At 31.4% G+C, this 18,270-nt stretch carries 16 protein-coding genes; all 16 read left to right on the forward strand.

Annotated elements, in window-relative coordinates:
* Window positions 1–17: 17 nt before the first annotated feature.
* The 16 genes from IPM32_13730 to IPM32_13805 all read left to right on the forward strand — a co-directional run bounded on the left by IPM32_13730 (window position 18) and on the right by IPM32_13805 (window position 18,263).
* A complete protein-coding gene (locus IPM32_13730; GenBank protein ID MBK8946312.1) occupies window positions 18–1,046 on the forward strand; it encodes a LacI family DNA-binding transcriptional regulator in 1,029 nt (342 codons plus the stop codon).
* Window positions 1,043–2,485: a glycoside hydrolase family 28 protein gene (locus tag IPM32_13735; GenBank protein MBK8946313.1), complete on the forward strand. Its 1,443-nt coding sequence runs from the start codon at window positions 1,043–1,045 to the stop codon at window positions 2,483–2,485. The genes IPM32_13730 and IPM32_13735 overlap by 4 nt, the downstream gene beginning before the upstream one ends.
* 12 nt (window positions 2,486–2,497) lie before the next feature.
* On the forward strand, window positions 2,498–3,754 hold the full coding sequence (locus tag IPM32_13740; protein ID MBK8946314.1) for a DUF4861 domain-containing protein: 1,257 nt from the start codon (window positions 2,498–2,500) through the stop codon (window positions 3,752–3,754).
* 9 nt (window positions 3,755–3,763) lie between these two features.
* The gene (gene uxaC, locus IPM32_13745) at window positions 3,764–5,176 is read left to right on the forward strand and encodes a glucuronate isomerase (protein ID MBK8946315.1); all 1,413 of its coding nucleotides are present in this window, start codon (window positions 3,764–3,766) and stop codon (window positions 5,174–5,176) included.
* A gap of 10 nt (window positions 5,177–5,186) precedes the next feature.
* Entirely contained in the window at window positions 5,187–6,740 is a 1,554-nt protein-coding gene (locus tag IPM32_13750; GenBank protein ID MBK8946316.1) for a hypothetical protein, read from the forward strand.
* Between the two features lies 1 nt (window position 6,741).
* Window positions 6,742–7,380, forward strand: a complete 639-nt coding sequence (locus IPM32_13755) for a bifunctional 4-hydroxy-2-oxoglutarate aldolase/2-dehydro-3-deoxy-phosphogluconate aldolase (GenBank protein ID MBK8946317.1) — start codon at window positions 6,742–6,744, stop codon at window positions 7,378–7,380.
* 8 nt (window positions 7,381–7,388) lie between these two features.
* Window positions 7,389–8,240 carry an SDR family oxidoreductase gene (locus IPM32_13760; GenBank protein MBK8946318.1) on the forward strand — a complete coding sequence of 284 codons (852 nt, stop codon included), beginning with the start codon at window positions 7,389–7,391 and terminating at the stop codon, window positions 8,238–8,240.
* A gap of 18 nt (window positions 8,241–8,258) precedes the next feature.
* Window positions 8,259–9,338: a sugar kinase gene (locus IPM32_13765; GenBank protein MBK8946319.1), complete on the forward strand. Its 1,080-nt coding sequence runs from the start codon at window positions 8,259–8,261 to the stop codon at window positions 9,336–9,338.
* A gap of 35 nt (window positions 9,339–9,373) precedes the next feature.
* On the forward strand, window positions 9,374–10,648 hold the full coding sequence (locus IPM32_13770; protein ID MBK8946320.1) for a DUF2088 domain-containing protein: 1,275 nt from the start codon (window positions 9,374–9,376) through the stop codon (window positions 10,646–10,648).
* 119 nt (window positions 10,649–10,767) lie between these two features.
* A complete protein-coding gene (pdxB, locus tag IPM32_13775) occupies window positions 10,768–11,898 on the forward strand; it encodes a 4-phosphoerythronate dehydrogenase PdxB (protein ID MBK8946321.1) in 1,131 nt (376 codons plus the stop codon).
* 34 nt (window positions 11,899–11,932) lie between these two features.
* Entirely contained in the window at window positions 11,933–13,387 is a 1,455-nt protein-coding gene (gene gnd, locus IPM32_13780) for a decarboxylating NADP(+)-dependent phosphogluconate dehydrogenase (protein ID MBK8946322.1), read from the forward strand.
* Window positions 13,388–13,426: 39 nt separating this feature from the next.
* Window positions 13,427–14,260: a 5-dehydro-4-deoxy-D-glucuronate isomerase gene (gene kduI, locus IPM32_13785; GenBank protein ID MBK8946323.1), complete on the forward strand. Its 834-nt coding sequence runs from the start codon at window positions 13,427–13,429 to the stop codon at window positions 14,258–14,260.
* 30 nt (window positions 14,261–14,290) lie between these two features.
* Window positions 14,291–15,586 (forward strand): MFS transporter, encoded by a 1,296-nt coding sequence (locus IPM32_13790; GenBank protein MBK8946324.1) that lies wholly within the window; start codon window positions 14,291–14,293, stop codon window positions 15,584–15,586.
* Between the two features lie 35 nt (window positions 15,587–15,621).
* Entirely contained in the window at window positions 15,622–16,617 is a 996-nt protein-coding gene (locus IPM32_13795; GenBank protein MBK8946325.1) for a GHMP kinase, read from the forward strand.
* 9 nt (window positions 16,618–16,626) lie between these two features.
* A complete protein-coding gene (gene galU, locus IPM32_13800; protein ID MBK8946326.1) occupies window positions 16,627–17,505 on the forward strand; it encodes a UTP--glucose-1-phosphate uridylyltransferase GalU in 879 nt (292 codons plus the stop codon).
* Window positions 17,505–18,263 (forward strand): SDR family oxidoreductase, encoded by a 759-nt coding sequence (locus tag IPM32_13805; GenBank protein ID MBK8946327.1) that lies wholly within the window; start codon window positions 17,505–17,507, stop codon window positions 18,261–18,263. Before galU ends, IPM32_13805 begins: the two co-directional genes overlap by 1 nt.
* The last annotated feature ends 7 nt before the right edge of the window (window positions 18,264–18,270 follow it).

Below are 18,270 nucleotides of genomic sequence, written 5' to 3' on the forward strand. Positions count from 1 at the left end.
TTTATTACAGAAATAAAATGACAAGTAAATCAATAAGATTAAGTGATATAGCGGAGAAATTAAATGTTTCTACCGTAACGGTTTCCAAAGCTTTAAGAAATCATCCGGATATTTCTCCTCAGACAAAGAAAATGATTTCAAAAGCTGCTGCCGAAATGGGATATACTCCGAATTTCATGGCAAGAAATTTATCATCAAGAAAATCCAATACAATTGGAATTGTTGTTCCCAAAATTGCACATTTCTTTTTTGGATCAATCATTGAATCAATATATGATATTGCATTTAAAAACGGTTATGAAATTATTTTAACTGTTTCTCAAGAAAACGAAGAACGAGAAAAAAAACATATTCAAACTCTACTTTCTATGCGGGTTGATGGAATTATAATTTCAATTTCACAAGAAACAAAAAATTATGAAATTTTTGAAACTGTTAAATCCCGCGGAATACCAATTGTATTCATTGATAGAATTCCGCAAATCCCCAATATTGATACCGTTTTTGTTGATGATAGAGGCGGTGCATTTAGAGCTGTTGAACATATTATAAAATTAGGATACAAAAAAATTGGGCACTTTGCCGGTTATTCGGAAATTAATATTGGTCGACAAAGATATCTTGGATTTGAGGATTCAATGAAAAAATATAATCTTCCAATTAAAAAAGAGTGGGTTTGTCATGGTGGGTTTGGAGAAAAATATGGTTACGATGCATTCATGAGATTATATAAAGAAAATAATTTACCTGATGTAATTTTCTCAGTTACTTATCCAGTTGCGCTTGGAATTTATATGGCAGCAAGTGAAGTTAATGTAAGAATTCCGGATGAGATTGATGTTATTTGTTTTGGTGATGCAAAAGTTCAAAAGTTTCTTTCACCACCGTTGAGTTGTATTACTCAACCGACAAATTTAATTGCAGAGAAATCGATGGAAATTTTATTAAATAGAATTAATTATCCCGAAGAAAAACCTAGTCAAAATATTGAAATTCCAACAGAATTGGTTATTCGCGGAACTTGTAAAACATTTAATAAAAAATGATCAATTCCAACAATTATATTGAAATAAAACAAAATACAATTTATCTAAGTTTTGTATTGCTTTTAATTTTTATTTGCTTTAGTTGTTCAACAAATTCAATTGAACAAAATATCGATTGGAATTATGCTAACGAAATAATTTCGCAAATTGAAATTCCAAAATTTCCGAAAAAAAATTATAATGTAATAGAATTCGGTGCAAAATCAGATTTATTATTTGATAGCAAATTAGCTATACAGAATGCGATTGATAAATGCAATGAAAATGGAGGCGGAAAAGTTATAATTCCAGAGGGAAAATATTTTTGCGCCGGATCAATATTTATAAAAAGTGATGTAAATCTTCATCTTGAAAAAGATTCAGAGATTATTTTTAGTACAAACTCAAGAGATTATCTTCCACTTGTTTTGTCACGTTGGGAAGGAGTTGAGTTATATAATTACTCGGCACTTATTTATGCAAAGGATCAAAAAAATATTGCAATTACCGGTGAAGGAATTTTAAATGGAAATTCCAACAATAAAAATTGGTGGTGGTGGAAAGGTAAAAAAGAATATGGATTTAAAGATGGAATGCCGTCTCAGCTTGATAGTTTAAACCGACCATTATTGCTTAAAATGAATAATAAAAATATAAATCTTGAACAAAGAATTTTTGGTGAAGGAAAATATTTGCGACCAAATTTTCTTCAAACAATAAATTGTAAAGATATATTGATTGAAAATGTAACTTTTCTTGATTCACCAATGTGGTTTTTGAATCCGGTTCTTTCAGAAAATATTACAGTTAGAGGAATTACTGTTAAAGGCAAAGGACCTAATAATGACGGGCTTGATCCTGAATCATGTAAAAATGTTTTAATCGAAAATTGCGATTTTGATACTGGTGATGATTGCATTGCCATTAAATCTGGAAGAAATAATGACGGAAGAAGAATCAATATTCCATCGGAAAATATTGTTATTAGAAATTGTAAAATGAAAGACGGACACGGAGGAATTGTAATCGGCAGTGAAATTTCCGGTGGGTGTAAAAATATTTTTGTAGAAAATTGCAAAATGGATAGTCCTAATTTAGAACGGGCACTTCGTCTCAAGACCAATAAATTTCGCGGTGGAATTATAGAGAACATTTTTATGAAAGATTGCACAATCGGTGAAGTTTTCGAAGCTGTTGTAAAATTAAATTTAAAATATGATGAAAAAACTGAAAGTGGTGATATTCACTTTCCCATTGTAAAAAATATTTTTATAGAAAATATAAATAGTAAAAAAAGTAAATACGCGTTTTATTTTGATGGTTTGGAACAATCGCAAATTGAAAATATTTATATTAAAAATTCCAACTTAAACGGCGTATCAGAAAAAAGTATTCTTAATAATGTGAAAAATATTTCAATGGAAAATGTTTTTATAAATAATGATATATATAAAAATTAAAATGGTGAAGAAATGATCAAAAATATTGCCAAAATTATTTTGTTAATTATTTTATCAATAAATATTTCTGCCCAAAATACAGAATTTAATCTTTATGAAGAAATAAACATTGATGTTACTAATCCCACAAATATTGAGCGAAATGATGAATTGGTTTCGATCTATATCGATGATCTGAAAACGGTTAGAAGTAATTTCAACAAAGAAGCATTTATAATTTATCAAAACGAGAATGAAATTCCTTCTCAGCTTAATAACGATGATTTTGCATGCAACTTAATTTTTGTATACAATTTCAAACCGAATGAATCAAAAACATTTTCAGTGAAATATTTAGAAAATGGAAAATTAAGAAGAGATTATAAAAATAGAACTTATGCTGAATTAGCAATGAAGTTTGATGCAATTTACAAGGATAAAAAATTTAACGGAGATCGTTTTCAAAATTTTACAAAAGTTGTAGTTCCAAAAATACATACAGACCACGATGCTCTATTTAAATATGAAGGTCCAGGTTGGGAATCGGAAAAAGTTGGCTATAGATTTTATCTCGATTGGAGAAATGCGACTGATATTTTCGGGAAAAAAAATAATGAATTAATTTTGCACAAAGTCGGAATTAATGATGTAATTGCAAACGATGATTCATATCATAATATGCAAGAATGGGGAATGGATATTTTTAAAGTCGGCAATAGTTTGGGAATTGGTTCAATTGGAATGATGAATAATAATAAAATTGAAATGTTACACAAAACCGATGATGTAATTTGCGAAATAACTCATAACGGACCAATACTTTCCGAAGTGAAAACAAATTATAAAGGCTGGCTTGTTGGTGAAAATAAATTTGATGTTGTTTCAAAATATTCTATTTCTGCCGGAAGCAGAATTACAAAATCGAATTTGCTAGTTTATGAAAATGCAGAAAATATTACAACTGGTTTAGCAAAACATGCTAATGCTGAGTTTATTAAATCAAATCAAAATGGCGATTGGAATTATTTTGCACTCTATGGAAATCAAACTTTAAATAATGATAATGTTGGGATTGTTCTATTTTATAAAAATTCTGATTTAATAAATCAAGGTGAAGATGAATTAAATTATTTCGTTTCGTTAAAACCCAACAATAAAAAAGTTGAATATGCCATTGCAGCCGCATGGGAGCTTGAGAAGAACGGAATTAAAAATAAAATAGAATTCGAAAAATATATAAATGATGAATTAACAAAATTGAATAATCCATTAAAAGTTGAAATAAAATAGAGAATTTAAATGAGTGAATTTATTTTGAATGAAGACAGATTTTTTGATGCGAATCCGGCAATTAGAAATATTGCTCGTGAATTATATTTTGAAGTAAAAGATTTACCAATTGTAAGTCCGCACGGACATGTTGAACCAAAAATATTTGTTGAAAATAAACCTTTTCCAAATCCAACCGAATTATTTATAACTCCAGATCATTATGTTTTTAGAATGTTATATTCGCAAGGAATTTCTTTAGAAGAATTGGATATTCCTCAAAAAGATGGAAGCAGATTAGGAAAGGATCCAAGAAAAGTATGGCAGATTTTTGCTGAAAATTATTTTTTATTTGCGGGAACGCCCTCCGGCGTTTGGTTAGATTATGAATTTAACAAAGTGTTTGGAATCAAAGAAAAATTAAACGGAAGAAATGCTCAGAAAATTTATGATGATATTAATGAAAAATTACAAACTCCGGAATTTTTACCAAGAAATTTATTTAAGCAGTTTAAAATAGAAGTTTTATCTACTACTGATGCTGCAACTGATCAATTGGAAAATCATAAGAAAATTAAAGAATCCGGTTGGGAAGGAAAAATTGTTCCGTGTTTTAGACCGGATGGACTTACAAATCTTTTAAATCCAAATTGGAAAAATGAAATTGCTGAACTTGAAAAATTAACATCACTCGAAATAAATAATTATAAAAATTTCATTTCTGCTCTTGAAATGAGAAGAGAATATTTCAAGAAAAATGATGCTACATCTACTGATCATGGAGTTGTTTCACCAAATACACATAAGTTAAGCCAAAATGAAGCCGATGAAATATTTTCGCGTGCATTACAAAATAATGTGAACGAAAAAGACGCTAATTTATTTACTGCAAATATGTTGATGGAAATGGCACGTATGAGTTGTGAAGATGGTTTAACAATGCAGATTCATGCGGGTTCAAATCGAAATCATAATAAATTAATTTTTGATAAATATGGCGCTGATAAAGGCTGCGATATTCCGAAGCAGACAGAGTACACAAATAATTTACAAGAATTGTTGAACACTTACGGTAATAATCAAAATTTTACGGTAATTGTTTTTACGCTTGATGAAACAAATTATGCAAGAGAATTAGCGCCGCTTGCCGGACATTATCCCGCAATGAAATTAGGCCCAGCATGGTGGTTTCATGATAGTATTGAAGGCATGACTCGTTACCGCCAAAATATTACGGAAACAGCCGGTTTTTATAATACGGTAGGATTTAATGATGATACTCGTGCGTTTGTTTCTATTCCAGCACGACATGATGTTGCTCGTAGAGTTGATTCAAATTTCTTAGCCGGATTGGTTGCCAAACATATTATCAGCATTGGTGATGCACAAATATTAATTAAAGAATTAACTTATAATTTGGTTAAAAAAGCATATAAATTATAAAGGTATGAAAATGATATTGGATAAAATTATTGAGTTAAAAGAAGCTGCAAAAAATGGTAATAATGATTTATTGAAGTTAGAAAATTTAATTGGCGAAGAAATATTTATCTATCCCAAATCTATAAATCATTTAGGAGAAGTAACGTTTTTTATTGGAAAGAAAAATAACGAGAAATATCTTTTTTTAGGTTGCAAAAATAATTCAGAATTTATGGAGAATTTTGAAGGTAATAATTACGATTTGTCTGATATAAATATTTTACTAAAACAATGTCCGTTAAATCATAATAATGCAATTCAGCTTCAAAAAATATTTCCTTTTACAAAACCAATTTTATTGGGTCTATCAAATTCATTTGGACTTGGCGATAGAATTGGCTTAGCAAATCCGGCTCACATTCGAGCTTTAGAAGGAAGTGATTTTAAACCAATTATTGCTCAGCAATCAATTCGTGAATTAACAAGAACTCAAAGAACTCCAGATGAAGTTATGGATGCGGCAATCTGGGCAGTTTTTCAAGAAGGTTATAAAAACGGATTTGGTGCAGATGCAGATCATTTAAAAACTATTGAAGATATTGACTTGATGATCAATGCCGGATTTACAATGTTTACATTTGATCCCGGTGAATTTGTTATAAATGAAGCAGATTCTATTTCAATTGATGAGCTTGAGAAAAAATCAAATGATTTAAATTGGGAAAAATTAGAAGATACTTTTTCAAATTTAATAAATCGTTATTCTCACATTGAATTCGATTTGAAGGAAGGATTGATTATTCATCCCACTTATGAAAATGTTCTTCGAGCTATTGTAAAATATGGAAATGCAATTGCTCACATCAAATATTTATTTGATCATTTGAGCAAAAAATATTCTCATCTTCCATATGAGGTTGAAATATCAGTGGATGAAACCGAATCTGTAACTACTCCATTTGAGCATTTCTTTATGGTTTCTGAGTTAAACAGATTGGGAGTAAAAATAATTAGTCTCGCTCCAAGATTTATTGGAGATTTTGAAAAGGGAATTGATTATAAAGGTGATATTGAAATTTTCAAACAAGAATATTTAAAGCATGTGAAAATTGCAGAATATTTTGGGTCATATAAAATAAGTTTACATTCCGGAAGTGATAAATTTACTGTGTATAAAGCAATTGGTCAGCTCAAGCGAGGATTTACACATGTTAAAACTGCCGGTACAAGTTATCTGGAAGCTTTAAAAGTTGTGGCTTTTGCTCAACCAAACGAATTTAGAAAAATATTAGATTTTGCCAGAATTGAATTTGAAAAAGAAAAACATTCGTATCATGTTTCCGCTATTTTAGAAAATATTCATTCATCAGAAAATTATACAAATGAGCAACTGCTCGAATTGTTTTGTCAAAATGATGCAAGACAAGTTCTTCATGTAACATTTGGCAAAACGCTTACCACATTGGATGAAAACGGAGATTCATTATTTAAAGATACTATTTTAAAATGCCTAAAGGAGAATGAAGAAGTTCATTATAAATATTTAATTAACCATTTTAGAAATCATTTAAATCCATTTAAATAATATGACGCGAGAAGAAATTAGAAATAAAATTATTGCGAGAAAAGTTGTTGCGGTTATAAGAATGAAAAATTCTTCGCAATTATTAAAAGTTATAGAAGCGATTAAAATTGGCGGAGTTTCTGGAATTGAATTAACGATGACTATCCCAAATGCAATTCAATCAATTGAAATTGCGAACAAAGAATTTGGTGATGAAATATTATTAGGAGTTGGATCAGTTACAAATTCTCAAACCGCAATTGATGCAATAAATGCCGGTGCAAAATTTGTTGTTTCACCTATTTATAAACCGGATGTTGTCCAAACTGTAATTGATAAAAATTTAGTAGTAATTCCAGGATGCTTTTCACCAACAGAAATACAAACTGCATATGAACAAGGTGCGGATTTTGTAAAAATATTTCCAGCAGATAATTTGGGAATGAGTTTTATTAAATCAATAAAAGCTCCGTTGCCACATTTAAAAGTAATTCCAACTGGAGGTGTAACATTGACAAACGCCATCGATTGGATAAACCACGGTGCAAGTGCTGTTGGTATTGGCTCAGCGCTGGTTGATAATAAAGCAATTGAAAATAATGATTTTTTAACTCTCACAAATAATGCTATAAAACTTTGTGAAAATCTGGGAATTAATTAGGGAAAATTATGCAAAAATATTCATTCGAAGATTTAAACGAAAAAGTTTGTGTATTAACCGGCGGCGGTGGAATAATTGGAGCAGTTCTTGCAAAAGGTTTAGCAAGCGTTGGTGTTAAACTTGCAATTCTTGATATTAAAAAAGAATTAGCAGATAATGTTGCAAATGAAATTAACAATATTTATCATACTGATTCTATTGGAGTTGAAGCAAATGTATTAGATAAATCATCTTTAGAAAATGCTAAGAAAATTGTATTAAAAAAATTTGGAAAGATTGATATTCTGATTAATGGAGCCGGCGGAAATTCTCCAAATGCAACAACAAAAGATGAATTTATAACTGATGAAAATATTAATTCTTTGAATGATACTTTTTTTGGGTTAGAACTTGAAGGATTTCAAAAAGTATACAATTTAAATTTTCTTGGTACACTTTTGCCAACTATGGTTTTTGCAAAAGAAATGGTAGAAAAAAAATCCGGAGTTATTCTAAATATTTCTTCAATGAATTCTTTTAGGCCATTAACAAAAATACCAGCGTATTCTGCAGCTAAATCATCTATAAATAATTTTACGGAATGGCTTGCTGTTCATTTTGCAAAAATGAATGTTAGAGTTAATGCAGTTGCACCGGGATTTTTTCTTACAAATCAAAATAGATTTTTACTTATTGATGAAAAGACAAATGAACTTACACAAAGAGGTAAAAAAATTATTGATAATACACCTATGGGAAAATATGGTGAACCGGAAGATTTAATCGGCGGAACTTTATTTTTGCTTTCAGATATTTCCAGTTTTATTACGGGAATTGTTTTACCGATTGATGGCGGATTTAATATTTATAGTGGTGTTTAAAAATAAAATGGAAAATAAATGAGTATAGAATTAAAAAATAATTACAAATATTCTTTGGTTGTGCCCACAAGTATGGGTGTTAGAATTACACCGGCGAATGGTCAGCCGGTTCATAGCAGCGAACAGTTTACTTTATATGTTACCAGTGCAGAAACAAACGTTGCAAGTATTGCTTCATATTTAGGAATGCCGGTAAAAGTCTTAACAACTTTTGTAAAAGATAGCCCAATTGCAAAAATTATTAAATCAAATATAAAATCTAGAAATATGGATTTTGAAGGCAAAGAAATTTCACAAGACGGTCCTTGGGGATATCGTCATCAATTTAATATTGCAGATAGCGGAATTGGCTCGCGCGGACCTAGAGTTCACAATGATAGAGCTGGAGAAGTTGGTCGAACTTTAAACGCAAAAGATTTTGATCTTGAAAAGATATTTAATAAAGATGGAGTTCAAATTTTACATTTATCCGGATTGATTGCAGCGCTTTCTCCGGAGACAAGTAATTTTTGTTTGGAGTTAGCAAGAGCAGCAAAAAAGTATGGAACTAAAATATCATTTGATCTAAATTATCGCGCATCGTTTTGGAAAGGAAGAGAAAAAGAATTATCATCAGCATTTTCTGAAATTGCTTCAGTGTCAGATATTCTAGTTGGTAATGAAGAAGATTTTCAACTTTGTTTAAATATTGAAGGACCGGAAGCTGGTGGAAAAGGTTTGGAAAAAAAAATCGAAAGCTTTAAAGAAATGATAAATAAAGTGAAAGCTAAATATCCAAATACTTCAGTTTATGCAACAACTCTTCGTGAAGTTGAAAATGCCAATAAACATTTGTGGGGAGCAATTATGCTTGAGGGTGAAAATTGGCATATTGTAAACCCAAGAGAAATAAGTGTGTTAGATAGAATTGGCGGCGGAGATGGATTTGTCGGTGGATTGATTTATGGAATTCTGAAAAATTGGGAACCGGAAAAATGGATTCAATTCGGCTGGGCTTCCGGTGCTTTGGCAACAACATTTTTGACCGATTATGCCCAACCGGCAGATGAGGAAATGGTTTGGAGTGTTTGGGAAGGAAATGCTAGAGTTAAAAGATAGTATTTAAACATAAAATGATGGAAAGGTAAGTATAAATGTTATTGTTTGCTCGCGGATCAGAAAATGATGTTCTTGATTCACAAATATTGAGGGAAGCGCTTTTTACTTCTTTTGAAAAATTAGGAAATAAAAATAAAGTTCTTGCTATACCTCCCGATTTTACTCGTTATCATTCACGTGCCGGTGAACTTACAACCATTTCATATGAATATTATAAGAAAAATTTAACTGATATTCTTCCTGCGCTTGGAACTCATTTTGCAATGACGGAAAAAGAAATTGATAAAATGTTTCCGGGAATTCATCATAATTTATTTCGAGTTCATAATTGGAGAAATGATTTAGTTACATTGGGAAAAGTTCCATCGGAATATATAAAAAATGTTTCTGAAGGAAAAGTTGATTATGATTGGCCAGCTCAAGTAAACAAACTTTTAGTTGAAGGAAATTTCGATTTAATTCTTTCAATCGGACAAGTAGTTCCACATGAAGTTGTGGGTATGGCAAATTATAATAAAAATATATTTGTCGGAACCGGCGGAGCTGAAGGTATTAATAAAAGTCATTTCCTTGGTGCTGCATATGGAATGGAACGAATGATGGGCAGAGCTGATACACCGGTGAGAAAAGTTTTAAATTATGCATCAGATAATTTTGCTAATCAACTACCAATTATTTATGTGCAGACGGTTATTGGTAAAGATGAAAATGGTAAATTAGTTGTAAGAGGATTATATATTGGAGATGATTTTGAATGTTTTAAACTTGCTGCAGAATTATCTTTAAAAGTAAATTTTCAAATGCTGGATAATCCATTAAAAAAAGTCATAGTTTTTTTAGATCCATCAGAATTTAAATCAACTTGGCTTGGTAATAAAAGTATTTACAGAACCCGCATGGCTATTAAAGATGATGGTGAATTAATTGTACTTGCTCCGGGTTTAAGAGAATTTGGTGAAGATCCCGGGATAGATAAATTAATTAGAAAATATGGATATGTAACAACTCCCGAAGTTTTGGAGTTAGTAAAAAAAAATGATGACCTAAAAAATAATCTAAGTGCAGCTGCACATTTAATTCACGGTTCTTCAGAAGGAAGATTTAAAATTACTTACTGTCCCGGAAATATTTCTCAAAAAGAAATTGAAAGCGTAAATTTTAATTATGCTGATCTTAATGAAATGTTAAATATTTATAATCCAGAAAACCTAAAAGATGGTTTTAACACTATGCCAAATGGAGAAGAAATCTTTTTCATCTCAAACCCCGCTTTAGGTTTGTGGGCATGGAAAAATAAATTTATTGATTAAAAATAAAGATATCTCAATTGCAAAATCGCTGATTCGATATGAAAAGAGGAGTTGTCATTTCGAATCCGTTGGCTAACAGATGAGGAATCTCGTTTATAAAAAAAATTATGGTAAAAAAAATAAAAATTATTGCAGATGATAAAATTCCATTTCTAGAAGGAGTGCTTGAACCCTTTGCTGATATTGAATATTATCCTGGTAAAGAAATTACAAATAGAATTATAAAAAATGCAGATGCATTAATTACTCGTACAAGAACAAAGTGTAACAAAGATTTTCTTGATGGATCAACAATAAAATTAATTACAACTGCTACAATCGGTTATGATCATATCGATACAAAATATTGTGATGAAATTAATATAAAATGGGTAAACGCACCCGGATGCAATTCATCGTCTGTTATGCAATATATTACTTCTGCATTATTAACCATTGCGAAAAAAGAAAGTATAAATTTAGAAGAAAATACAATTGGAATTATTGGTGTTGGTAATGTTGGAAGTAAAATTCAAAAAGTTGCAGAAATTTTGGGAATGAAAATATTGTTAAATGATCCACCACGAGAAAGAAAAGAAGGAAGCGAAAAATTTTCCTCACTAAAAAAAATAATTGCTGAAGCAGATATTATTACTTTTCATGTGCCGTTAAATAAAGTTGGGATTGATAAAACATATCATTTAGCAGATGATAATTTTTTCAATCAACTAAAGAAAAAACCAATAATCATAAATTCTTCTCGGGGCGAAGTTGTTGAAACCAATGCTTTAAAATCTGCAATAAAAAATAAAAAAATTAGTAATGTAATTTTAGATGTTTGGGAAAATGAACCAAATATTGATTTGGAATTATTAGATCTAATTGATATTGCAACTCCACATATTGCGGGTTATTCAGCTGATGGTAAAGCAAATGGAACATCTGTTTGCGTAAATAAAATAAATGAATATTTCAATTTGGGTTTAGAAAAAAAATGGTATCCTAAAAATATTCCTTTACCCCAAAATGGCAATGAAATAAATATAAACTGTTCAAATAAACAAGATCAAGAATTATTATTTGAAATTGTTGAACAAACTTATTCAATTGTTGAAGATGATTATCGTTTGAGAAACTCAACTCATACATTTGAAAAGCAGAGAGGGGACTATCCAGTCAGAAGAGAATTCAATAATTATATTTTAAATATTGAAAACTGTAATAATGATGTGATATGTAAACTTTCTAAACTAGGATTTAACATCAAATAAAATATTTTCAAAAAAATATATGGATAGAAAGACAATGGAAAAAAAAGCTGATATTGGAATTGTTGGTTTAGCAGTAATGGGTGAAAATCTTATACTTAATATGGAGAGCAAAGGGTTTACTGTTGCAGCTTATAACCGAACAGTTGAAAAAGTTGATAATTTTATCAATGGAAGAGCAAAAGGGAAAAATATTATTGGAGCACATTCTGTTGAAGAATTTGTTGCATCTCTTAAAACTCCACGTAAAGTAATGATTATGGTTAAAGCTGGTAAACCAGTTGATGATTTTATTGATCAAGTAATCCCTTATTTGGAAAATGGCGATATAATTATTGACGGAGGGAATTCTCATTTTCCAGATACAACTCGTAGAACAAAATATGTTGAAAGCAAAGGATTATTATATATTGGTACGGGAGTTTCCGGTGGAGAGGAAGGTGCACTTAAGGGACCTTCAATAATGCCGGGAGGTTCGCATAAAGCTTGGGAACATGTAAAACAAATTTTCCAATCTATTTCTGCAAAGGTAAGTGATGGAAGTCCTTGCTGTGATTGGGTTGGCGAAAATGGTGCCGGACATTTTGTTAAAATGGTTCACAACGGTATTGAATATGGTGATATGCAATTAATTACTGAAGCATATCAAATTATGAAAGAATTATTAGGAATGTCAGCTGATGAAATGCATGAAGTTTTTAAAAAGTGGAATGAAGGAGAGTTAGATAGTTATTTAATTGAAATTACTCGGGATATTCTTGCTTATAAAGATGAAGATAATTTACCTCTTGTCGATAAAATTCTTGATACAGCCGGACAAAAAGGAACCGGAAAATGGACCGGAACAGCTGCATTAGATTTGGGCGTTCCACTTACACTTATTGGCGAAGCCGTATTTGCAAGATGTTTATCAGCACAAAAAAAGGAAAGAGTTGAAGCATCAAAAATTTTAAGCGGACCAGATCCAAAATTTGGTGGCGATAAAAAAGAATTTATAAAAGATCTTGAAAGAGCTTTATACGCAAGTAAACTTGTTTCTTATGCACAAGGATTTGTTTTAATGAAAGCCGCCGCCGAAGAATATGGATGGAATTTAAATAACGGGGGAATTGCGCTGATGTGGAGAGGCGGATGTATAATTCGTTCGGTATTTTTAGGCAAAATTAAAGAAGCATTTGATCGTAATCCAAATTTATCTAATTTATTGCTCGATCCGTTCTTTAAATCAAAAATCGAAGAAGCCCAAGAAAGTTGGAGGAAAGTTATATCAACTTCTATACTTAATGGTATTTGGGTTCCGGCTATGAGTACTGCGCTAAATTATTTTGATGGATTTAGAAATGAACGATTACCTGCAAATTTACTACAAGCTCAACGTGATTATTTTGGTGCACACACATATGAAAGAATTGATAAACCAAGGGGAGAGTTTTTCCATACAAACTGGACCGGACGTGGTGGCGATACTGCATCATCGACTTATACTGTATAATTGAAAAATAGAATATTGTAAAATAAAAATGGAGAAAAAATGGAAGTTCGAAATTCACCTGATAAAATCGGCTTTAGTTATCTATCAACTGATGAATTAAGAGAAAGTTTTTTGATAGATTCGTTATTTGTGAAAAATCAAATTCCGTTGGTGTATTCCGATGTTGATAGATCAATTACCGGTTCCGCAGTTCCGGTTGGTAAAATGTTAAAATTGGTTGCAACAAAAAAAGAAATGGCTGCCGATTATTTTACAGAAAGAAGAGAAATTGGCATAATCAATATTGGTGGAAAAGGAACAATTACTGTTGATAAAGTAAATTATGCAATGAACAACATTGATGCTCTATATATTGGTAAAGGGGCAAAGGATATTTCTTTCAAAAGCACTAATTCAAAAAATCCAGCTAAGTTTTATTTTGTAAGCTATCCTGCACATACTTCTTATCCAACTAAACAAATAAAAATAGATGATGCAGTTTCTGTAAATTTGGGAAGTGTGGCAGATTCTAATAAAAGAACAATTCACAAATACATTTTACCTGGCAAAGTTGAAAGTTGCCAGCTTGTAATGGGATTAACAATTTTAGATGAAGGAAGTGTTTGGAATACAATGCCGGCGCATACACATCAGAGACGCTCAGAAGTATATATGTATTTTAATTTACGTCCGGAATCTATTGTTGTTCATTTACTTGGGGAGCCTTCAGAAACAAGGCATGTAATTATTCGTAATGAGCAAGCTGTACTTTCTACAAGCTGGTCAATGCATTCCGGCTGCGGAACACAAAACTATTCATTTATCTGGGCAATGGGCGGTGAAAATCAAGTATTTGATGATATGGATTGGATAGATATGAAAGAGTTAAAATAAATTATTTTCTCACTTAAAAAGGGAAGAACAATGCTTGAAACAAAAACAGAATTGACGAAAACTGACGATGATCAAAAAAAGAAAATTGGTAATTACAGGTGGCTTATAGTTGCATTAATATTTTTTGCTACTACAATTAATTATGTTGATAGAGCAGTTTTGGGTGTTCTTGCCCCAACTCTTAGAGATGAAATAGGATGGAGCGACCAAGAATATGGTTATATTAGCGCTGCATTTACATTAGCCTATGCAATTGGTTTTCTTTTTGCCGGCTGGTTTATTGATAAGGTTGGATCAAAATTAGGTTATACTTTATATTTAACTATTTGGTCATTAGCTGCCGCAGCACATGCATTAGTCAAATCAACTTTCGGTTTTGGTATTGCACGCTTTGCTTTGGGCATTGGTGAATCAGGAAACTTTCCCGCTGCAATAAAAACCGTAGCAGAATGGTTTCCCAAAAAAGAGAGAGCATTAGCAACGGGAATATTTAATGCTGGTACTAATGTTGGAGCCGTAATTGCTCCATTGGTTGTTCCGTGGCTTGCATTAAATTGGGGATGGCAATCAGCTTTTATTGTTACAGGATTATCTGGATTAATTTGGATTGTATTTTGGTGGCCAGTTTATAAAAAACCATCAGAACATCCAAAAGTTTCAGAAGCAGAATTAGCGCATATTGAAAGCGATCCGCCTGATCCGGCAATAAAAATATCTTGGTCTAGATTATTGCAATTTAAACAGACTTGGGCTTTCGCATCTGGAAAATTTCTTACCGATGCTATTTGGTGGTTTTATTTATTCTGGTTTCCATTATTTATGAATGATAGATTTGGCGTAAACTTAAGCTCTATCGGGTTACCTATGATTGTTGTTTATGTTCTTGCAGATTTTGGATCTGTCGGCGGAGGATGGCTCAGTTCATTTTTACTTAAGAAAAATTGGACTGTGAATGCCGCTCGAAAAATTGCAATGTTAATTTGTGCATTATTAATTTTACCTGTTGCAGCTTCACCATATGTTGAAGATAAATGGATTGCTGTAATTCTAATTGGTGTTGCAGCCGCCGCGCATCAAGGATTTTCAGCTAATATTTTTACAACTACTTCAGATATGTTCCCGAGAAAAGCAGTTGGTTCGGTTGTTGGAATTGGAGGCTTCGCTGGTGCAATGGGAGGTTTCATTATGAATTTAGGTGCTGGATGGTTAAAACAAAATACCGGAAGCTATGAAATTATGTTTGCCATTGCTGCGGTTATTTATCTCATTGCTTTATTGATTATGCACGTGTTGGTTCCTAAACTTGAACCGGCTGTAATTGAATAAAATAAAAATTTATTAAATATATTTTTGGGTTAAAATTGATAATTGAATCAAGAGCATATGCAAGAGCCGGATTACTCGGAAATCCTTCAGATGGATATTTTGGGAAAACAATATCGCTAATTATTAAAAATTTTGGTGCGCATATTTCTTTATATGAATCCCCAGAATTAATTATTGAGATTCTTGATCAAGATAAAAATGTATTTAAAAATATCTATGATCTTGTTGATAGAATTAAACTACATGGATATTATGGCGGCGATAGACTAATAAAAGCAAGTATAAAAGCTTTTTTTGATTATTGTAGAGAAAAAGAAATTAAAATTAACAACAAAAATTTTTCTGTCAGATATAATTCTTCAATACCAAGACAAGTTGGTTTAGCCGGCTCAAGTGCAATCATTACTGCAACAATGAAAGCTTTGCTTAAATTTTTTGAAGTTGAAATTAGCAAAGAAATTCTTCCCACTCTTATTCTTTCAGCTGAAATAAAAGAACTTAATATTAATGCTGGACTTCAAGATAGAGTAATTCAAGTTTATGAAGGTTTAGTCTATATGGATTTTGAGAAAGATTTTGTGGAAAAAAATAATCATGGAAAATACGAGCAATTACCAATTGAAAATTTACCGAAAGTTTATTTAGCTTATAAGGATTCGTTAGGTAAGATTTCCGGTGTAGTGTTAAACGATATTGCAAGTCGATATAAACGCGGTGATAAGCTTGTTATAGATACTCTAAATGAAATAGCAAATTGCGCTGCTGAAGGTAAAGATGCAATTATGAAAAAGGATTTCAAACTTCTTTCAGAGTTAATTAACAGAAATTTCGACCTTCGCACAAAAATTATGAATATTAGCGAAGAGAATCTTGAAATGGTTGAAATAGCTCGTAAATGCGGAGCTTCGGCAAAATTTGCCGGTTCCGGCGGTTCAATTATTGGTACTTATTCAAACGATGAAATGTTACATAAATTAATTATGGAATTAAAAAAAGTAAATGTAAGAGTTGTAAAACCATTTATTTCTTAGGAGATTTTAATGATAAAAAAAGCTGTAATCCCGGCAGCAGGACTTGGTACAAGATTTTTACCGGCAACAAAAGCACAACCAAAAGAAATGCTGCCTATTATTGATACGCCAACAATTCAATATGTCGTCCAAGAAGCTGTGGATTCCGGAATTGAAGATATTTTAATTATTTCCGGTAAAGGAAAAAGAGCAATTGAAGATCATTTTGATAGAAACATTGAATTAGAAATTGCACTCGAAGAAAAAAATGAGCAAGCACTAAATGAGATTAAGAATATTTCTGACATGGCGAAAATTCATTATATCCGACAAAAAGAATTAAAGGGTTTAGGCGATGCAATTTATCATGCAAAACATCATGTTGGTAATGAACCTTTCGCTGTTTTGTTGGGAGATACGGTTGTAAGATCAGTTATTCCTGCTACTCAACAACTTATCGATATTTATGAACAATATAAGCAAATCGTAATTGGTGTAGAGCAAGTTCCAAAAGAAAAAGTTCATAGATATGGAATTGTTGGAGGTGTAAAAATTAATGATTCGCTTTATCAATTAAATGAAATGATAGAAAAACCAAGTATTGAAGAAGCCCCATCCACTTTGGCTGTTGCAAGCAGATATATTTTAACTCCCGATATTTTTAAAGCTTTGGAAGAAACTAAAGCAGGAAAGAATAATGAAATTCAACTTACCGATGCTTTAAAAATATTTTTATCAAGAGGGAGTGTATATTCTTATACATTCGAAGGAAAACGTTATGATATTGGCGATAAGCTTGATTATTTAAAAACTACTGTAGAATTTGGATTAAAAAGAAAAGAATTCAGAGAAGAATTTTTGGAATTTCTAAAGGAAATAATATCTAAGGAAAATGGGGACAAATTATGATTTTAGATAAATTTAAATTAGATGGAAAAGTTGCATTAATAACCGGTTCAAATCAAGGTATTGGACAAATGTATGCAATAGCATTAGCCGAAGCCGGTGCTGATATTATTGGCGTTTCATACACCGATGATTTTGAAGAAACCGAAAAATTGATAAAAAAAACCGGAAGGAATTTCAAGTATTACGTTAGTGATTTTTCAAACCGTGATTCACTTTACGAATTTATCAAAAACGTAAAAAAAGATTTTGAAAAAATTGATATACTGGTTAACAATGCCGGAACAATAATGAGAAAGCCAATCTCAGAACATCCGGATGAATATTGGGATAGAGTAATTGAAATAAATTTATCCGCACAATTTATTTTAACTCGTGAGCTTGGCAGAGATATGGCAGAAAGAGGTTACGGTAAAATTGTATTTATTGCGTCATTACTTTCTTTTCAAGGTGGAATTACTGTCCCCGGCTATGCTGCATCAAAAGGCGGAATTAAACAAATCACAATGTCTTTTGCAAATGAATGGGCTTCAAAAGGAGTTACGGTTAATGCAATTGCTCCGGGTTATATTGTTACTGAAAATACTAAAGCATTAAGAGAAGATGCAGTAAGAAATAAAGCAATTTTGGATAGAATTCCGCAAGGTAGATGGGGAACACCGGAAGATTTAATGGGAACAGTAGTTTTCCTAAGTTCAGATGCATCAAATTATTTAAATGGAAGTGTGGTAACAGTTGATGGCGGCTGGATGGGAAGATAAAATATTT

It is taken from the genome of Ignavibacteriota bacterium, assembly GCA_016716225.1.
In the GTDB taxonomy this organism is placed as follows: Bacteria; Bacteroidota; Ignavibacteria; order Ignavibacteriales; family Melioribacteraceae.

Coding starts and splice junctions, on each gene's coding strand:
- IPM32_13730 (MBK8946312.1), top strand. CDS start 18: ATGACAAGTAAATCAATAAGATTAAGTGATATAGCGGAGAAATTAAAT.
- IPM32_13735 (MBK8946313.1), top strand. CDS start 1,043: ATGATCAATTCCAACAATTATATTGAAATAAAACAAAATACAATTTAT.
- IPM32_13740 (MBK8946314.1), top strand. CDS start 2,498: ATGATCAAAAATATTGCCAAAATTATTTTGTTAATTATTTTATCAATA.
- uxaC (MBK8946315.1), top strand. CDS start 3,764: ATGAGTGAATTTATTTTGAATGAAGACAGATTTTTTGATGCGAATCCG.
- IPM32_13750 (MBK8946316.1), top strand. CDS start 5,187: ATGATATTGGATAAAATTATTGAGTTAAAAGAAGCTGCAAAAAATGGT.
- IPM32_13755 (MBK8946317.1), top strand. CDS start 6,742: ATGACGCGAGAAGAAATTAGAAATAAAATTATTGCGAGAAAAGTTGTT.
- IPM32_13760 (MBK8946318.1), top strand. CDS start 7,389: ATGCAAAAATATTCATTCGAAGATTTAAACGAAAAAGTTTGTGTATTA.
- IPM32_13765 (MBK8946319.1), top strand. CDS start 8,259: ATGAGTATAGAATTAAAAAATAATTACAAATATTCTTTGGTTGTGCCC.
- IPM32_13770 (MBK8946320.1), top strand. CDS start 9,374: ATGTTATTGTTTGCTCGCGGATCAGAAAATGATGTTCTTGATTCACAA.
- gnd (MBK8946322.1), top strand. CDS start 11,933: ATGGAAAAAAAAGCTGATATTGGAATTGTTGGTTTAGCAGTAATGGGT.
- kduI (MBK8946323.1), top strand. CDS start 13,427: ATGGAAGTTCGAAATTCACCTGATAAAATCGGCTTTAGTTATCTATCA.
- IPM32_13790 (MBK8946324.1), top strand. CDS start 14,291: ATGCTTGAAACAAAAACAGAATTGACGAAAACTGACGATGATCAAAAA.
- galU (MBK8946326.1), top strand. CDS start 16,627: ATGATAAAAAAAGCTGTAATCCCGGCAGCAGGACTTGGTACAAGATTT.